Origin of the sequence: Lactobacillus sp. MRS-253-APC-2B (assembly GCF_012843675.1) — a bacterium.
Lineage (GTDB): Bacteria > Bacillota > Bacilli > Lactobacillales > Lactobacillaceae > Limosilactobacillus > Limosilactobacillus pulli.
Genome location: NZ_JABAFO010000002.1, coordinates 202,073 through 217,503, shown reverse-complemented (window position 1 = coordinate 217,503; position 15,431 = coordinate 202,073). Strand labels below are relative to the sequence as shown.

The window sequence follows — 15,431 nt, the reverse complement described above, 5'->3', positions numbered from 1 at the left end:
ACGTAGTGGATGATCTGCGAAACCTTGCGCATGCCGCTGGCTGGATCTTTTTCTGGCTCCACTTGACTGTAGTGGTGACGCAGATAAATCGTAAACAACTGGTAGTTTTGATCATCATTGTCAAATCTCAGCTGTTCTCCCTTGGCTTGTGCGGCGGCTTGAGCCTGAGCAAAACCGTCACTGACTAAAACGTACTTGCCGGCTGGGTTGGTCTGAGCATCGTAGACCAGCTGGCTGAGCTGATTCTTGGTGTCATAATTGATCTGTTCATTGGTCTTGCCCTTTGCTTCATCGTAGGCCACCAGTGAGCCGCCATTATCGATGTCGACATACTTAATAATTGCCATCTGATCGTTTGGGCTGTAGGTTACGATGTCTAACAGATCAATTGGCGAATCATACTTGTCGTTGTCCATGGTCAGCGGACTGTATGACAGAATCGTCACGTCTGGCGTGTAGCCTTTGATCGTTGGGGAGGAAACATCGACAAACTTGCCTTGCCGTTCATCGGTCGTCCAGACGCCATTCCAGTCAATCATGCCGGTTACCATGTCCAAATCCCCAGTCTGTTTAAATGTCATGTCTTTGCCAGCATATGGATCAGCTGCCTGAGTACCATCCGCATATTGGTAAAGCACCGTCTGCTTAATGGTTTTCTCACGGTTGGCTGACTGCTTTAGAATATGATGCTTTAAATGAACGACAAACGTCTGATCAACCTGGCCGTCCAAGTCAAAGACAATGCCATCCTTCGTGCCATCGCTGACCAGATCATACTGACCGGTTGGATTGGTTTGTTCATTGTAGATCAGCTGATTCAACGTCGCAGCTGAGTCATAGCTGCTCTTTGCTCCAGACTTACCCGTCGTCTGCTCCATCGTAACGACTTTTTCATTGCTGTCATCATCAACATAATTAATGTTGGCCAGCTGGTCGTCGATAATGTAGTAGACCGTATCAGCAACCGTGAAGACCCCGTCACTGGCTTTGTCAAACGTATCCGCATCAATAACAACCGTCTTAGGACTAAGCGTATTAACGTTTAAATGATAGCCGGGAATCAATTCGGCAATGGCATCATAGACCGCGCCGTGCGTCAGGATCAGCTCGCCAAATTGGGCTTGATCCTTGTATGAGGCGTCATAAACGATCGTATGTGTGACCCGATCCTCATCGCCGGTTTGTTCAAAGGTCAAATCGGCAGCTGGGTCATGATAGTCAGATGCCGCCTTTTGCCCCTGCTTTGGTCCATCCCGAAAGACATAATGCACGACCCGCTGAACCTTAACCGGACGCGTAACCGTTGCATGACGATGCTTGAGGTAGACGACAAAGCTTTGGGAAACGTTATCATCATCATCAAACCGGATTGGCTGGCCGCCCGTTTCGTCGTTAACCAGTTCGTACCCTTTTTCTTCCCAAGCTTTTATCTCATCACCTGTCGTGTAGTCGCTTAATTGATTGCTGGAACCAGTCAGATTCTTTTCGCCAATGATGGTCCCAGTATCCTGGTCGAAGTATTCAATGTAGGCTGACTGCCGGTTGGCGGTATAGACAACTTGCTTGTAAACGTTCAGATTCTGATTGTAGTTATCGTTGTTAACCGTAATGGCAATCTCATCAATCTGACCAGGAACCGCCTTATAACCTTTAATCGTTGGTGAAGGTACGGCAGCAAACTTTTGAGTTGGCGTCCACTTGCCATTCCAGTCAACGATATTGTTAACCAGATCCTTGACCCCATCCTGGTTGAAGCTCAGTTCTTTGGTTACCTGCTGATCGCTAAGCACGACGCCGTCTTTTACGTAGTCGATGGTTTCGGTAACGGTCTTAGTGCGAGAGTCCTTTTTGGTTTCATGGCCAAAGTAGACATAGAAGACCTGATCTTCATCATCATGATCAAAGACGATCTCTTGGCCATTCGTTTCATCGGTCAGCAGTTGGTAGTGCAGCTTTTTGAGGCCCTCGATCATGTCGGTCGTCGTGTAGCCGCTGTTCATGTCGGACAAGCCGCTGAGTTCCTTGAAAAGCAGCTGACTGCCAGCTGGTGTCGTACCATCGATAAAGTAAACCGTAGCTTTTTGCGGTTGGGCCGTATACGTCACGGTCTCGTTGACAACCACCGTTTTTTGGTCAAAAGCATCTTCAGTTGGCTTGATCTCAGCAGCTGATACGACTGCCTTGTCATATTCATAGCCATCCATCTTTGGGGAAGCAATTTCCGTAAAGGTTTGCGGATCAAGCTTGTCCCAGGTAACATGCTTGTTGACGCGATCTTGAATCCCATTTTGTGTAAACGTAAGCGTCTGCGTAATCGGCGTAAAAGCGTTTTGACCCGCCTTGCCGCCATTGCCATAAACATAGGTAATAACCCGCTGGTAGGTGACATTGCGCGAAGGTGCTTTAGTGGTGCCGTGCTTGAAGTGAACCTCAAAGCTTTGATCGGCAGCATCATTGGCATCAAAGATCACATTTTGACCATTAGTGCCATCGCTGACCTTAACGTAACCCATCTGTTCGTAGCTGGCAATCGCTAACTTCGTATTGTAGCCACTGTCTGCGTTGGAGTCGCCCCTCAGAGTCAAGGTTGACATTTGCCGATCGTTTGCGTCTTTAGCATCGTCATCAATAAAGGTGATCGTTGCCGTCTGTAATTTAGGCATGTAGAGAATCGTATGCTCCAGCGTGTTATCCTGCTGCCAGTTGTCATTGGTGATCGCTGATGACTCGCCAACGATCTGATCAGGGTTAAGGGCAGTGTAGCCAGTGATCATCGGTGCCTGAACCGAATCAAAATCAGCCTGCGTCCATTCGTTCCAAGTTGTCGTGCCGTCAACCAGGTCGTGCGTCCCAGTTTGGCTAGCCTGCTTGGTGATGACCGTATCTTCAGCCAGCTTGCGTCCATCAGTCGACTGGTAGTGAATAATCTGCTTGACGTTTGCGGTTCGAGAAACGGTTTCCGTCTTGTGATCAAGGTAGACATGGTAGACCGTCAATTTGCCATTATCTGGAAATTTGATGCCATCTTGCGTCTCATCCTTAACGATCGTGTAGTTTTTGTAGTTCGTCAGCTTATTTTTAATGAAATCCTGAGCACTATAAGTCTGATGCTCGCCGGTCTTACCTTCCAAAGACTCAGCAGCGATCTCATTATTGGTTTTTTTGTCAATGTAGACGATCGCGACGTTTTGCGAGTCGGCAAAGTAGGTAACCGTCCGATAGATATCCAGATCCGTGTCATAGTTGTCATTGGTAATGGTGATCATATGCTCCGGCTCGCTGGCATAGTCATAGTGGTAGCCAGCAATCGTTGGCGTGTCAACCTTGGCCAGCGTCTGAGCAGCTGACCAGTCACCATTCCAGTCCGTTGTCTTAGTGACCCTGTCTAACTGACCACTCTGCTTAAACGTCAGCTCTTTGTGGTACGGATCATGTGCTTGACTGCCGTTTTCATATTGATACTTGATTTCTTCAACGACCGTCTTAGCCCTTTGTGTATCTTCATAGCCATGCTTTAGATGAACGGCATAGATCTGATCATTTGGATCGTCTGAAGAATTGAATTTCAGCGCTGCTCCGCCAGTATCATCAGAAACCAGCTCATAACCTTGGCCAAGATAGTTTTTAATCGTTTCAGTCGTGCTGTAGTTGGCGCTGGCGTTTGAATAGCCGTTTAAGAGCTTGTTTGCCAGCTGCTTGCCCGTGGTATCGTCAATATACGAGACTGAAATGTACTGCCGATTTGGCGAATAGGTGATCGTTCCTTCAAACTGTCCGTTCACAAAGTTAGCGTTGGTAACGGTAATCTTACGTTGAGCAATCGTTTGAATGTCTGGCGTGTAGCCGGCGATCGGTTTGGCTGCTACTTCCTTAAAATACTGGGTCTCAGAATAGCCGCTGTTCCAATCAGTCTGATCGGTTACCAGATCCTTGACCCCATTTTGCGTAAACGTCAGCGTGTTGATCTGGTCCCTAGGCTGCTGATGGTTATCGCTGAACTTAAAGTGAATGATCTGCTTAACGTCAACTGAGCGCGTTACTTCTTTTGTCTTGTGCTTTAAGACGATTTTAAAGATCTGATCTTGGCCGGCATCATCATTAAAAACAATCCCGTTGCTGGTTTCATCAGAAACAACCTCGTAGTTGGCATACTTGGCCAAGATTTGGTTGCGAATGCTCGTGTAGTCCAGTTTTTGATTGGAAAGCCCAGTCTGCGTATCAGTATCCAGCTCTTTATCGTTATCTGAGCCGTCGATATATTTGATCAGCGCGGTCTGCTTGAGCGGCGTGTAGTTGACCGTAAACGAGTAGGTCTTGCCTTTTTGATCAAACGTTGCGGCATCAACCGTCACGCTCTTAGCCGAAATCTCGTCAACAGAAACGGCATAGCCTTTCAAATTTGGCGTGGTAACTGCTTTAAATGATTTGATCTGTTTCCAGTCTTGATTCCAGGTCGTTGTATTAGTAACGTTATCAGTTACGCCATCCTGTTCAAAGACAAGCTCTTTGGTCAGCGGGTTGGCTTGCTTCAGCAGGCTCTGGTCGACCAGCGTGTCGTCTGGATAATTGGCATCGCCTTTGTAGGCATACCTGATCTCTTCAGTGACTTTCATCGTCCGACTCGTATTCGTCGTCTGATGCTTCAGATGAACCTCCAGAACCTGGTTGTTGCTGATGTCGTCTTCATCCAAGACTGGTTGGTTTCCGTTGGTGGCATCCGATACCAAGACATAATGCTGCCCTAGATACTTGCTGATCGTCGCTGTGGTCGTGTAGTCCAGCGTCTGACCTGATTGACCGGTTCCCGTCCAGTATTCAAGGACTTGATGCGTTGTGTCGTCAATATAGTTGACTACCAGGATCTGACTCTTGCCGACATAGATAATGTCATGGTGAACGTTTAGCGACTGACCATAGTTGGCATCAGTAACCGTGATTGCCACAGCATCAACTTTGGCCACATCAGGTGTGTAGCCGACCAGTACCGGCGAGACTACCTCTTTAAAAGTCTGGGTTGGTGTCCAATTCCCGTTCCAGGCCGTCTGATCGGTATACAGATCATGTACCCCCGATTCGTTAAAGGTCAGCGTAGCCGTGTAGACTGGAATCTGGTTTTTGACGTCGACATATTTGGTCGTGCCATTCAGCTGCTTGATGGCCTTATGGTGTTCGATCGTTTCGGTAACGGTCTTGGTTCGCTTGACGGTTTCGGTTTCATGAACGAAATGCACGAAATAGGTCTGCTTGCTTTGATCGTCCTTGTCGAAGATGATGTTTTGACCATTCGTGTCGTCACTGACCAATTTGAGATGCTTCTTAACGTATTCAGCAATCGCGGCCTCCGTGTTTCGACCACTGTCAGCCCCGGAATTACCGGAGAATTCCTTAACGGCTAGATCTTGGTTGGTCGTATCGTCATGATAGATAACCTTGACCGCCTGTTTATTTGGCACGTAGGTTACCGTCTCGGTTGAGTCATTATCGGTTGCCTTGATCGTTGTCCCAGCTACCGTCAGTTTATCAGCCGTATAGCCATTGATTTTTGGCGAGTCTTTTTGCTCAACGTTTTGGGCAGCAATCTTGCTCCAATCTTCCCAAATCGTGGTACCAGTTACGCGATCACGATCACCGGTCCGCGTAAACGTTACGCTTTGTTCAACCGATGGCGCGGCTTTGCCATCACCTTGGTAGTAGTAGTCGATCGTGCGCTTGACCGTTTTTTGACCATTGGCTAGATCCGTCTTACCGTCAACAGTTTCATGATGATGCTTTAAGACGACCTGGTAGACCTGGTCAACATTGGCATTGCTGTCATAGACGGCACCAGCTGGGAAACCGTCTTTGACCAGATCATACTTGCCATTTGGATTCGTCTTGGCATCGTAGACCAGCTGCTTGAGCTGATCAGCCGTCTCGAAATTGATTGGCTGCCCGTCATAGTCCGTCAACGTGCCGCTGCTGAAGATCACCTGATTGCCGCTGTCTTGATCAATGAAGTCAATCTGAGCTTTTTGCTTAGCCCGGTAGACAACGGTAATGTCTTGATCCAAAGAAGTTATGTATTTGGTTGGGTTAAAGGTATAATCCGTAACCGCGACGCCATTGATAAACGGTACGAAGCCCGCAATCGTCGGCAGCGTGACATCCGCCGCGCTGGTCGCGTCATCCGGATCGTTAGCGTATTGTGTTTTGGTTTTTTTAGCCGCATCAAACGCCGCGTCAGTTGAATCAATCACCAAGCTGCCCAGCTTTTTGTAGACATATTGTACATTGCGGGTCTGTGGGATGTAGATGTTGCTGATTGTTAGACGGCCGCCACTGCCAGAATTGACGGTAACTGACGATTTTGCTCCGCTTGGCGCCAATGTGTAGGAACCGCGCAGACGATTATTATAGTAGTAGTCTGCGCGCATCGTCCCGTCAGCACCGGTTTGAGTGAAGTCAACCCTATCGCCATTATGCCAGTTTTTGGTGTATGTATCGCCGATCTTGCCAAACTCAGACATGTAGCCGCTGCTGTTGCTAGGTACGGTTTCATAGTAGCCATTGACGACCTTCCCGCCAGTCGTGGTGTAGATTTGGCCGCTTAACCCTTGCTGAACGTGGCTTTGAGCAATCTGCTTGCCGTTGTCGTCAACATAGGACGTGGTCTGCGTCACCAGCTTAGGAATCATAAAACTGAGAATCGTGTAGTAGGTACTGTCAGAAACCGCGCCCCCTTGGTTGACGTTAAAACGCGGACTCCAGCTGTAGTATGTACTGAAATCATCGGGATTGCCAATGACGCCTGAATAATGGTCATTATAGATGCGACCCAGATATATGCTTAGCCATGAATCTTTACTTGTTCTAACGTTATATTCGTAGTCATCCTCTTTAATCGTATAACTATTGAGCGGGATTTTATTGGTAGAATCAAGAATCGTTACGTACAAGATCCCGCTACCAGAACGATCCGTAGACAAGACGATGTTATACTCACCAGTCCTACGAGTTCGATTATTACGGCTGGTAGCCCAAAAGAAAGTGTAATGGTCGGTAAGAGGATCAACGTACATTGAGCTTGGGTATTCAGGATCCTTGACTGAAAAAACTGCTGCCGTATCGTTAAGACCATTAGCGACCAGGCTATTGGCAATTGCATCCGCGCTGACAGCTGGCGTTGCTGCAGCCGACTCCAGATTAAACGTAACCGTCTTAGCCATGCTTGCTTGACTGTTGACGGCTAGCTGACTCGTGGCTCCATTCTTGGATGTGGCAGCCGCTTGACTATTGGCTGCTGATTGACTGGTTGGCGACACCTGACTTGCCGATCCGGTACTGGATGCAGCTGCTTGGCTAGATGCCGCGGCCTGGCTAGCTATCGATGACGTTGGGCCGGATTCTGACGCAGTCGTTGAAGCCGGCGTCTGACTTACCGTCGTTGCAGCAGCGCGGTCTGCTGATGTCGCGGCTGACCGAGCAGAAGCGGTTGCCGCCATGCTGGATGTCGATGCCGATTGCGCCTTAGCAGCTGTCGAACTCGTCAGTGAATTTACGGTTGAAGCAGCAGAACTGCTGGCTGCCGTATTGGCTGACAATGTAACTGCACTGCTGCTTGACGTGGCCGCCCGATTCTGCAGATTAACGGCCGGCTCAGCAGTACTGGCGGCAGCGGCATGATTCGTCGTCATCGTCATAGGCGCGATCGTAAAAGTAAACGTCACGATCGCGGCAAAGGCCCACTGCTTGCCATCTTTATACATTTTGTAATGTATTTTTTCATCATGCATATTGACTTCCCCCATTCACTTTTGGATTGCAGAAACACTCCCTGCTATCCTTAAGCCTATTTAATTGCAATCCGACTAATTTTAAGAAAAAGTATATAAACAATTTCTTTCTTATTCTAAAAATAGCGCTGATAAACAAAGAATTAAACTTTAATTTTTTACTTTTTTCTATACATCGCGTCCTTTGTTAAGCGTTTACAAATAATTGTTTATAAAAAAATAAATATCATTTTATAAACAGATGATTTTTTTTTCATAATTCACAATACCCGCTCTTTTTGAAAAGTTTTATTGGCCGTAACCGCTTTACCGCCATCCAAAAGCGAGGGTGCATCAACGATAATCTAATTAACATTTTTAATGTTGCCGCCTAATTAAAAAGACCCAGCCAGTCTGCTGAGCCTCATCTGATAATTAACTTTTTTCATGTCGAAGCATCATAAAGAGTCCTACTGGCAAAATCACGAACCCAATCGCCATGCCGATGATCGCAAACCAGTTTGGCACGATGCCTTGAGCAGTACTGATGCCAAACTCGCCGACCCAATCAAACTTGAACAGCAAAAAAATCGTCAAGGCAACCGACAATACCGGCAGCAATACGTCCGTCAGCCAGTTCCGCTCTGCTTTAAGCACTGGTTCGACATTGGTTCCCCGATAAAAACGAATCACGCCCAATGGAATCACGATAAACTCAAAGAACCGCACCATGGCACTCAGTACGATAATTGCCGTCATGTTATATTGAAAAGCCATCGGTATAAAGATTGCCAAAGCCAGCGTAATTATAAACGGATAAACCGGAAAGTCATGTCTGGTTCGCTTGGCTAGCCATTGCGGTGCTTGATGCTCTTTAGCCATGGCCTCCAAAACCCGCGGTGTGTGGAATGAAGCCGCGAGATTAATCCCGAACATGGAAATCAGCGCGCCCAGCTCAATCAAGATCCGCAGCCAACGTGCCTGAAAAATTGCGGCAATGGCAACGACCTGCTTGGTTTTGACAATTGCTGCTGGATTGATTGCCATTGCCACTAGGATGGTGCCGATATAGACCAGCGCTATCACCATAATTACCAGTGGAATGGCTCGGGGCAGATTCTTTTGCGGATCCTTCATGTCTTCAGAGCCGCTTGCCACGCTCTCAAAACCAGTAAAAGCATAGAAGGCGGCAATAACCGCCATCACCAAGCCAGACGTCGTGAACTTGGGAATCAAAGGCTGTCCATTGGCGGCTTTAAGCGTGTCCAGTTCGTGAAAATGACTGACGCCGGTTTTTAAAAAGACAATGATTCCCGCAACGATGATCAAGCCCAGCGCTAGCAGCTTGCCGATGGTTGCCAGGTTGCTGGCCCAGGTTAAGAAGCGCTGTCCAAAGAAATTGATCAGTAAAATAATCGCCATTAAGACAACAAAGCCCCAGGTAATGTTTTTAAAGCTGGTTGAGTCAGCACCAAAAATCGAAAGCGTGCTCTTGATTACACCAACGCCCATCACGCCCCAGGCCACGCTGGCTGAAAAGAATCGCACGACACCCATGTAAAAGCCCATATTCTCGCCATAGGCTGCCTTAGCATAGGAATAGGCCGCACCGCTTTTGGTAACGTACTTGGCTGCCGCGGCAAACGTCAAGGCCAGCATCGCCGCAAAAACCGCCGCGATCAGATAGACCAGTGGCGCCTTGGTTCCCACCATGGTCACGACCGAACCTGGCGTCAAAAAGATTCCTGAGCCGATAATTGAATTGATTGCTAATAGAACAATCGACCAAAAGCCCAGTTTGTCAGTTTTATTCTGCATGTTCATTCCCGCCTTTCCAACTGGCGCGACTGATAAGATAACTAAACAGCCGGTTCATCTCGGACTGATGAGCGTGCAGCATTTCAGGATGCCATTGCACGCCGATAACCGTTCCCGTTTCATTTTCAATTCCCTCATAGACGCCATCTTGTGCCAAAGCATTCACCTTTAGTCCCTTGCCAACTTTTTTAATCAGCTGATGGTGGTAGGAATTAACCCGCAGTCTGGGTGTCTGAGCAAAAATCTTTGCCAGATGCGTGTCGCTGACCAGTTTTACTTGATGCGTCGCCTGCCACCATGGCGTATCGCCCTGCCAATGCTTGAGCGTCGGCACCGGATAGTATTTAAGATCCTGATAGAGCGAACCGCCATAAAAGACGTTGATCAGCTGCGCACCCCGGCAGATGCCCAGCACCGGGATGCCGCGTTTTTCCGCCAGCTTCAACAGCCGCATATCAAACTGGTCGCGCGCTTGCCAAACCGTGCCTTGTTCGGGCTGCGGCTCTTCGCCATAGTTTGCCGAGTCAATGTCTTGACCGCCTGAAAGAATCAAGGCATCAACCAGTTCCAGCTGAGACTCGGTTACGTCGGCATCCTCATTGAACGGAATAATCAATGGTACCCCGCCGTTTTTAATAACCGCCTCACTATAGTCTTTATTGACGTAGCTGCGACGATAGCCAACAAAGGGCCCAACGTTTTTAGTCAGTTCACTGCCTGAAATGCCAATTACCGGCTTTTTCATAAACTCTGCTCCTTTTAGTAAAATAAAAGGGACCACTGACGCGCCGCCAGTAGTCCCTTGACTCAATCAGCAACCGGTCGCGGCTGCCTTATTTGGTCTTGCAATCTGATGGCAGAGCAAAAAACATGCGGCAATGCATGCAGCATGGACAGCACATTTTTTGCATCATCATTTGAGCAGCCATCAGTTCACCTCATCATTTTTTAATAGTCTAAGAATATTCCAATCAGTAACGTTTGTCAATACAAACTCGGTTAGCCCTGATCGTGATGGTCATCTTGTTTTTTCGGCATTCCTTGATGATCGCTCAAGTCAATCACCATTGAGCGCGGTTTTTGAGGCCGATCACCATCTTTGGGCGGCTGCCAGTTAAAGTGCCGAATCAAAAGTGAAAGTGGTGGAATCAGCAGCATGTAGAGCAGGGCCGTCAGCAGCGTCGTTGGCAAAGCCAGCCGCATAAATGGCATGATCCCACTGCCATGTGCAAATGCATCCCCGGCAATCCCGCAGAGCACCTCGGCTGTAATCCATTGTGAGATTCCGGCCGCCACTCCAACACCAATCGCCTGCCGATGCGTTACCTTGATATCGCGCGGCAATTGCCAGCCAATTAAGGCACTGATCATAATCATGTCAACCATCATATCCAGCGCGGTCATCCAATCTGCTTTTCCCAGCAGAATCAAGATTATCGTAGCGACAGTCGTAATTCCAGCCCCCCAGCGCAGATTCAGGCCCACCATTGAACTCAAGCCGATAATTCCGGCCAATTCAATGGCTACCTGACCTTTTGGCAATGGCGTTGACAGGCGCAACAGACCAACAATCACCATTAAAGCCGTTAGCACCAGCGCCCAGAGACCATCTTTCGTTCGCTGCTGCATAGGCTAATCCAGTGGCTTTTTAGCCGTATCCTGCATCCAGGCCAGAGCCAAGGCGCCTTGTCCCAGGTGTACGCCGATGACCGGACCAAAGTAGCTCAGTTCAAAATGAATATCGGGATGGTCGGCCTGCAGCTTATCCAGCCATTTTTGACCTTCTTCAGGACAGTTGGCATGCAGCACCATGGCCCGGACTGGATAGTCAAGCTTGGCCAAGTCTTCGTCAAAAATCTGCTCACAGCGTGCTTTGGCTTTTTTCATTGAACGCACCTTTTCAAACGCCTCGATCGCATAGTTTTGCGTGTGCATCGTCAAAAGCGGCTTAATCTTCAAAATGGAGCCAATAAAAGCTGAAGCATTGGAAAGCCGTCCACCACGGACCAGGTTTTGCAAATCGTCTACGACAAAAACGTTATTAAAGGTGTCACGATACTCGCTAACTTTTTTGACAATATCGTCCAGATCGTCACCCTGTTCAGCTAACTTGGCTGCTTCTAAAGCCAGATATCCCATCATCTTGACCGTCAGATGCGAATCAAATGGTACGATTTTGATCGTATCCTTCATATCTTCGGCAATCTGGGCAATCGTGTTGAGTAGACCGGAAATTGCCTTGGTCAAATGAATGCTGATCACCGCATCGTAGCCCTCATCTGCCAGCTTTTGGTAGGTTTCCATCAAAAGACCGATTGAAGGCTGAGACGTACTTGGAAATGACTTGGAGTGGGCCAGCTTGTCGTAGAATTCCTCTGTTGTAATATCAACGCCTTCTTGGTAGCTTTGACCATCGATCACCAGTGGAATCGGTACGACCGTAATATGATTATCCGCAGCTTCTTGTGGGGTTAAATAAGCGGTACTGTCGGTTACAACCGCGATTTTCATTGAGTTCTCCTCCAGTATGATTGCAAATTTAGAATAATATTTTAGAAAAATAATAGCATGATAAAACTGCCGACCTCAAAATAAGGTCTGCATTTAAATAGGATAGCACATTCAGCGCCTAAAACCAATTTTATGGCAGCCGATTGACACAGATCTGGCCAATCACTTCAGCAAACCCAGCCTTAATTTGGTCAGAAACGTTAATCCACGTTATAATAGACTAGTTATGCAAAAGCAAAGGAGCGATCAAAATGCCATTTGACGGTTTTTTCACCCATGCCATGGTCCACGAGCTTAATCAAACGCTGCAAGGTGGCCGTGTCTCCAAGGTCAATCAGCCATATCCAGCCGAAATGGTGATGGTAATTCGAGCCAATCGCCATAACTACTCACTGCTGATTTCAGCCAATCCATCCTATCCACGCATTCAAATTACCCAGATCCCATATCAAAACCCTGCCGTTCCCAGCAACTTTGCCATGACCATGCGCAAATATCTGGAAGGAGCGCTGGTCAAGGAAGTCACCCAGGTTGAAAACGACCGCATTATTAAGCTGACCTTTTCAACTTTAGATGAGTTGGGCGACCCACTGGAGTTGGTGATGATGGTTGAAATCATGGCGCGTCACAGCAACGTTACCCTGGTTAATGCCAAGACCGGCAAGATCATTGATGCCATCAAGCATGTCGGCAGCGACGTCAATCGCGTTCGTCTGCTCTTGCCCGGTGCAACTTTCATCATGCCGCCCAAACAAAAACGATTCAATCCCTACCTGCCCAACCAGATTTATTCTGATCTGGCCCGTGACTTAAAAAACGATTCCGCCCAGCTGGCTAAAGAACTGCAGCAAAGCTATCAGGGTCTGGCACCAGAAACTGCTAAAGAAATGGCGGCTGAGCTGTTAGCCAGTGACAATCTGCCCAGCGCCTACCAGTCGTTTTTGCGTCACTTTGAAAATCCCGCTCCGGTCTTGATCACCAATGAAAAGAACAAGACCAGTTTTGCGGCATTTGCGCCAATTAATACCGCGGGCCTTGTTCTACAGTCGTTTGCCACGCTTTCTGAGCTCTTGGACGCCTATTACGTCAATAAGGCGCAGTCTGATCGGACCAAAGAGCTGGCTGGTCAGGTCCTCAAAGTCGTGCATAATGAACTGAAAAAAGATCAGCGTAAAATGAAGAAATTTCAAAAAGAACTGGCTGATGCCGCCGATGCTGATCGCTACCGGATTCGCGGCGAGCTTTTGACCACCTGGCTGCACCAGGTTCCTCGTGGCGCTAAATCCGTTGAGTTACCTAATTTTTATGATGAGAACAAACCGTTAAAGATTACTCTGCAGCCAGATCTTTCGCCTTCACGCAATGCTCAGAAGTACTTTACGCGCTACAACAAGCTCAAGGCCTCGGTTAAGTACGTTAATGAGCAGATGGCCATCACGCAAAAAGAAATTGATTATTTCGAAACGATTCTCAGCCAGATCGATCTGGCCAATCCCAGCGACGTTCAAGAAATTCGCTTGGAGCTGCAGCAGCAAGGCTATATCAAAGCCAAGCACAAAAAAGGCAAAAAGCAGCGCAAGATTCCCGTTTCCAAACCTGAAGTCTTCCACGCTACTGATGGCACGGTTATTTTGGTCGGCAAAAACAATCTTCAAAATGACCGGTTGAGCTTCAAGACAGCCAATAAAAACGAAATCTGGCTACACGTCAAGGATATGCCAGGCTCGCATGTCGTCATTCGCGATACCACCAACCCTAGCGAAGAAACGATTCTGCAGGCGGCTCAACTGGCTGCCTGGTTCTCTAAAGGACGTGACTCTGCCCATGTGCCGGTTGACTATCTGCCAGTCAAGAATCTGCACAAGCCAAGCGGGGCCAAGCCGGGATTCGTAACCTTCCGTGGCCAAAAGACGCTGTCCGTCACGCCTAAAAAGCTGCCCAACTAATAAAAAGGACTTTGATGTGATACATCAGAGTCCTTTTGTATTTAGATTAGACTAAATAAGTCTGCTTGATTAATAGTTACCGGTAAACATTGCTTCGGCCTTAGGTGGCTGATATTCACCAAAGTAGTCGGCAAAATTCAGGTCCAGATAGTCGCATAGATCTTTAACCTCAGTCATTGTCTTGTCAATGACCGGAATGCCGTTTTCCTTACGATCGGCCATAGCCAAAACCTCTTTTTCACCATGCGTGTAGATGCGGTCATGACCATTGGCCTTAGCCGAATCACGCAGCTTTTGCAAATATTGCGACAGATGCTCACTGATAGTCTGACCATCGCCAAACGCATCTAGATTAATCGCCATAAAGCCATGACAGATACCGGATTTACCGTTTTGCATAGTTGATTCTGAAGTCATCCCCAGCGAAAGAATCGAAGAGAAGATCTCAGCAACCATCCCATTGCCATAACCCTTGTGTGAGCCCAATGTTTCAGTATTACCGCCCAGTGGCATGATCCCACCGCCGTTTTTGTGCACAATGTTGTTTAAAACGTCAGCTGCATCATTGGTTGGCTCACCATTGGCATCAAGTGCCCAGCCATCAGGCAGCGGCTGATTCAGCTTGTTGTACATTTCCAGCTTGCCCCGTGTTACGACCGTTGTTGAGGCATCAAACAAAAAATCATATGGTTTGGCTGGCAGACACCATGCTTGTGGGTTGGAGCCAATCATTGATTCTTTGCCAAACGTTGGTACCATAATGGCTTCGCTGTTGGTACAAGAAAAGCCCAACATGCCTTCTTTAGCTGCCATCTTGGCGTAATAGCCGGCAATGCCATAGTGGTTGGAATTACGTACTGAAACAATCCCCACGCCTGCCTGCTTGGCTTTTTTTATCGCCAGTTCCATTGCAAAATGTCCATTGAGCTGGCCCATACCATCATGACCATCAATGACTGCCGAAACCGGGGTTTCAAAAATGACTTCCGGTTCGGCATCGACCTTCATCGTTCCCTTTTGAATTCCTTTATAATAACGGACCATACGCTGCATGCCATGACTTTGAATGCCATACATATCTGCAGTCAATAAGACGTCAGTAATGATGGCAGCTTGTTTTTCGCTAAAGCCAAACTTTTGAAAGGCATCCATGCAAAGATGATCGAGCTGTTCGTAGGAAAACTTGACGACTTTATTTTCATTCATTTTGCAAGCTTCTTTCTGTTTATAAAACGTTTCACGACTTAACATGATTAAATCATAACACATTTTTATCCGGAATTTAAGCGCTTCCATTAATAAATATCAAATTTTTTGTATTTTTTACAAATTTAAAATTATTTGTAAAATAAAAGAGAGCAAGAAAAAGCTCCGCAAGGATGGCTAGGTTGGTCAAATGCTGATT

7 protein-coding genes are annotated in these 15,431 nt (G+C 47.5%); 1 reads left to right on the top strand and 6 read right to left on the bottom strand.

Going from position 1 to position 15,431, the window contains the following annotated elements; genetic code table 11:
- The 5 genes from HF864_RS02555 to HF864_RS02535 form a co-directional block, all read right to left on the bottom strand.
- Positions 1-7,772: KxYKxGKxW signal peptide domain-containing protein (locus tag HF864_RS02555; protein WP_169461545.1), on the bottom strand; the 7,772-nt coding region annotated here is incomplete at its 3' end.
- A gap of 414 nt (positions 7,773-8,186) precedes the next feature.
- Positions 8,187-9,575: an APC family permease gene (locus HF864_RS02550; protein WP_169461544.1), complete on the bottom strand. Its 1,389-nt coding sequence runs from the start codon at positions 9,573-9,575 to the stop codon at positions 8,187-8,189.
- The gene (locus HF864_RS02545; RefSeq protein WP_169461543.1) at positions 9,559-10,314 is read right to left on the bottom strand and encodes a gamma-glutamyl-gamma-aminobutyrate hydrolase family protein; all 756 of its coding nucleotides are present in this window, start codon (positions 10,312-10,314) and stop codon (positions 9,559-9,561) included. The genes HF864_RS02550 and HF864_RS02545 overlap by 17 nt, the downstream gene beginning before the upstream one ends.
- A 254-nt stretch (positions 10,315-10,568) precedes the next feature.
- On the bottom strand, positions 10,569-11,198 hold the full coding sequence (locus tag HF864_RS02540) for a hypothetical protein (RefSeq protein WP_169461542.1): 630 nt from the start codon (positions 11,196-11,198) through the stop codon (positions 10,569-10,571).
- Positions 11,199-11,201: 3 nt separating this feature from the next.
- Entirely contained in the window at positions 11,202-12,080 is an 879-nt protein-coding gene (locus tag HF864_RS02535; RefSeq protein WP_169461541.1) for a DegV family protein, read from the bottom strand.
- A gap of 251 nt (positions 12,081-12,331) precedes the next feature.
- Between HF864_RS02535 and HF864_RS02530 the strand changes: the two genes are divergently transcribed.
- Positions 12,332-14,026, top strand: a complete 1,695-nt coding sequence (locus HF864_RS02530) for an NFACT RNA binding domain-containing protein (RefSeq protein WP_169461540.1) — start codon at positions 12,332-12,334, stop codon at positions 14,024-14,026.
- A 69-nt stretch (positions 14,027-14,095) separates the two neighbouring features.
- On the opposite strand, the gene HF864_RS02525 is transcribed toward HF864_RS02530, so the two are convergent.
- A complete protein-coding gene (locus HF864_RS02525; RefSeq protein ID WP_169461539.1) occupies positions 14,096-15,232 on the bottom strand; it encodes an Ldh family oxidoreductase in 1,137 nt (378 codons plus the stop codon).
- Between the last annotated feature and the right edge of the window lie 199 nt (positions 15,233-15,431).

What these genes read in the sequence shown, in the direction of transcription:
- HF864_RS02550 (WP_169461544.1), bottom strand. Translation starts at nt 9,575, where the DNA reads ATGAACATGCAGAATAAAACTGACAAACTGGGCTTTTGGTCGATTGTT.
- HF864_RS02545 (WP_169461543.1), bottom strand. Translation starts at nt 10,314, where the DNA reads ATGAAAAAGCCGGTAATTGGCATTTCAGGCAGTGAACTGACTAAAAAC.
- HF864_RS02540 (WP_169461542.1), bottom strand. Translation starts at nt 11,198, where the DNA reads ATGCAGCAGCGAACGAAAGATGGTCTCTGGGCGCTGGTGCTAACGGCT.
- HF864_RS02535 (WP_169461541.1), bottom strand. Translation starts at nt 12,080, where the DNA reads ATGAAAATCGCGGTTGTAACCGACAGTACCGCTTATTTAACCCCACAA.
- HF864_RS02530 (WP_169461540.1), top strand. Translation starts at nt 12,332, where the DNA reads ATGCCATTTGACGGTTTTTTCACCCATGCCATGGTCCACGAGCTTAAT.
- HF864_RS02525 (WP_169461539.1), bottom strand. Translation starts at nt 15,232, where the DNA reads ATGAATGAAAATAAAGTCGTCAAGTTTTCCTACGAACAGCTCGATCAT.